Raw genomic sequence first — 2,915 nt, 5'->3', positions numbered from 1 at the left:
CGAACGACGCCTTCGTGCGCATCGAAAACGTCGTGAAGAAATTCGGCGACAGCACGGCCGTCGACAACGTGAACCTGACGATCGCGAAGAACGAGCTGTTCGCGCTGCTCGGCAGCTCCGGCTGCGGCAAGTCGACGCTGCTGCGCATGCTGGCCGGGCTCGAGACGGCCACCTCCGGCAAGATCTTCGTCGACGGCGAGGATCTCGCGTCGCTGCCGCCGTACCGCCGCCCGGTGAACATGATGTTCCAGTCGTATGCGCTGTTCCCGCACATGTCGGTCGAGTCGAACGTCGCGTTCGGGCTGAAGCAGGAAGGCACGCCCAAGCACGAGATCAAGGAGCGCGTGGCCGATGCGCTCGCGCTCGTGCAGATGAGCAAGTACGCGAAGCGCAAGCCGCATCAGCTGTCCGGCGGCCAGCAGCAGCGCGTCGCGCTCGCGCGCTCGCTGGTCAAGCGCCCGAAGCTGCTGCTGCTCGACGAGCCGATGTCCGCGCTCGACAAGAAGATCCGCCAGAAGACCCAGCTCGAACTGGTGAACATCATCGAGAAGGTCGACGTGACCTGCGTGATGGTCACGCACGATCAGGAAGAGGCGATGACGATGGCCAGCCGCCTCGCGGTGATGAGCGAAGGCAGGATCGTGCAGATCGGCACGCCCGGCGAAGTGTACGAATACCCGAACAGCCGCTTCTCGGCCGAATTCATCGGCTCGACGAACCTGTTCGAAGGCCGCGTGGTGGAGGACGAGCCCGACCACATCTTCGTCGAGAGCGACGATCTCGAAGCGCGCATGTACGTAAGCCACGGCGTGACGGGCCCGCTCGGCATGCCGGTCGGCATCTCGGTGCGGCCCGAGCGCGTGCAGGTGTCGCGCGACAAGCCGGGCTCGCATCACAACTGGGCGCGCGGTGTGGTGACCGACATCGCCTACATGGGCAGCTACTCGCTGTATCACGTGCGCCTGCCGAGCGGCAAGACGGTCGTGTCGAACCTGTCGAGCTCGCACCTGCTGAACGACAGCGCGCCTTCGTGGAACGACGACGTGTTCGTGTCGTGGTCGCCGGCCAGCGGCGTCGTGCTGACGCAATGAGGACGACATGATGAGAACTTCCGCTTCCACGCCGTCCGCGCCGGTGCCGACCGGCGCCGCAAGCACCGGCCCGGGCCGCGCTCGCGCGGGCCGCTTCGCGCTGCTGTCGCGCTTCCTGCCGTCGGGGCGCAGCGTCGCGATCGGCGTGCCGTTCCTGTGGCTCACGCTCTTCTTCGCGTTGCCGTTCGTGCTGGTGTTCAAAATCAGCTTCGCCGACCAGGTGATGGGGATTCCGCCGTACACGTCGCTCGTCGAGTTCAAGGACGGCGTCGTGCACTTCGCGCTGCAACTGGGGCACTACGCGTTCCTGCTGCAGGACGACCTGTACATCGCGACCTACCTCAGTTCGCTGAAGATGGCCGCCGTGTCGACGCTGCTCTGTTTGCTGATCGGCTATCCGATGGCGTACTACATCGCACGCTCGGAACCGGCACGGCGCAACGTGCTGATGATGGCCGTGATGCTGCCGTTCTGGACGTCGTTCCTGATCCGCGTGTACGCCTGGATCGGGATCCTGAAGGACGACGGCCTGCTGAACCACGCGCTGATCGCGCTCGGCATCATCCACACGCCGCTGCGGCTGTATCACAGCGACGCGGGCGTCTACATCGGGATGGTCTATTCGTACCTGCCGTTCATGGTGATGCCGCTGTACGCGCACCTCGTGAAGATGGACCTCACGCTGCTCGAGGCCGCGTACGACCTGGGCGCGAAGCCGTGGGTCGCGTTCACGCGCATCACGCTGCCGCTGTCGAAGAACGGGATCATCGCCGGCAGCCTGCTGGTGTTCATCCCGGCGGTCGGCGAGTACGTGATCCCGGAACTGCTCGGCGGCGCCGACACGCTGATGATCGGCCGCGTGATGTGGGACGAGTTCTTCAACAACATGGACTGGCCGATGGCGTCCGCGGTGACGGTCGCGATGGTGATGCTGCTGCTGGTGCCGATGGCGCTGTTCCAGTACTACCAGGTCAAGGAACTGGAGGAAGCGAAATGATCAAGCCGAGCAAACCGCTGTCGACGGGCGTTCTCGCCTTCGGCTTCCTGTTTCTGTACATCCCGATCATCAGCCTGGTCGTGTACTCGTTCAACGAGTCGAAGCTGGTGACGGTGTGGTCGGGCTTCTCGCTGAAGTGGTACGCGGCGCTTCTGGAAGACGACGAGCTGCTGACCGCGGCCTGGCTGTCGCTGAAGATCGGCCTGCTGACGGCGAGCGCGTCGGTGGTGATCGGCACGTGGGCGGGCTTTGTGCTCGCGCGCTTCGGCCGCTTCAAGGGCTTCACGCTGTACACGGGGATGATCAACGCGCCGCTGGTGATTCCGGAGGTGATCCAGGGGATCTCGCTGCTGCTGCTGTTCGTCGCGCTGGAGCAGATGTTCGGCTGGCCGAAGGGCCGCGGGATGGTGACGATCTGGATCGGTCACGTGATGCTGTGCGTGTCGTACGTGGCGATCATCGTGCAGTCGCGCGTGAAGGAGATGAACAAGTCGCTGGAAGAGGCGGCGCTGGATCTGGGCGCGACGCCGCTGAAGGTGTTCTTCGTGGTGACGCTGCCGCTGATCTCGCAGGCGCTGCTGTCGGGGTGGCTGCTGTCGTTCACGCTGTCGATCGACGATCTGGTGCTGTCGGCGTTTCTCTCCGGGCCGGGGTCGACGACGCTGCCGCTGGTGGTGTTCTCGCGGGTGCGGCTCGGGCTGAACCCGGAGATGAACGCGCTGGCGACGCTGTTCATCACGGCCGTGACGATCGGCGTGATCGTCGTGAACCAGGCGATGATCGCGCGCGAGCGGCGTCGGGTGGCCGACATGAAGGCGGCGTTCGCG

3 protein-coding genes are annotated in these 2,915 nt (G+C 65.0%); all 3 read left to right on the top strand.

All coding sequences use genetic code 11. The annotated features are described in order from the left end of the window. Positions 1-1,091 (top strand): ABC transporter ATP-binding protein (locus DIE13_RS32405; protein ID WP_124831032.1); only part of this gene is annotated, 1,091 nt, incomplete at its 5' end. A 10-nt stretch (positions 1,092-1,101) separates the two neighbouring features. Further along, a complete protein-coding gene (locus DIE13_RS32400; RefSeq protein ID WP_124831033.1) occupies positions 1,102-2,088 on the top strand; it encodes an ABC transporter permease subunit in 987 nt (328 codons plus the stop codon). Then, positions 2,085-2,915 (top strand): ABC transporter permease subunit (locus tag DIE13_RS32395; protein ID WP_124831031.1); only part of this gene is annotated, 831 nt, incomplete at its 3' end. The genes DIE13_RS32400 and DIE13_RS32395, both read left to right, overlap by 4 nt.

Origin of the sequence: Burkholderia sp. Bp9016 (assembly GCF_003857765.1) — a bacterium.
Classification (GTDB): Bacteria; Pseudomonadota; Gammaproteobacteria; order Burkholderiales; family Burkholderiaceae; genus Burkholderia.
The sequence above is the reverse complement of the archived record's forward strand: the minus strand, read 5'-3'. Positions and strand labels throughout refer to the sequence as shown.

What these genes read in the sequence shown, in the direction of transcription:
- DIE13_RS32400 (WP_124831033.1), top strand. Translation starts at nt 1,102, where the DNA reads ATGAGAACTTCCGCTTCCACGCCGTCCGCGCCGGTGCCGACCGGCGCC.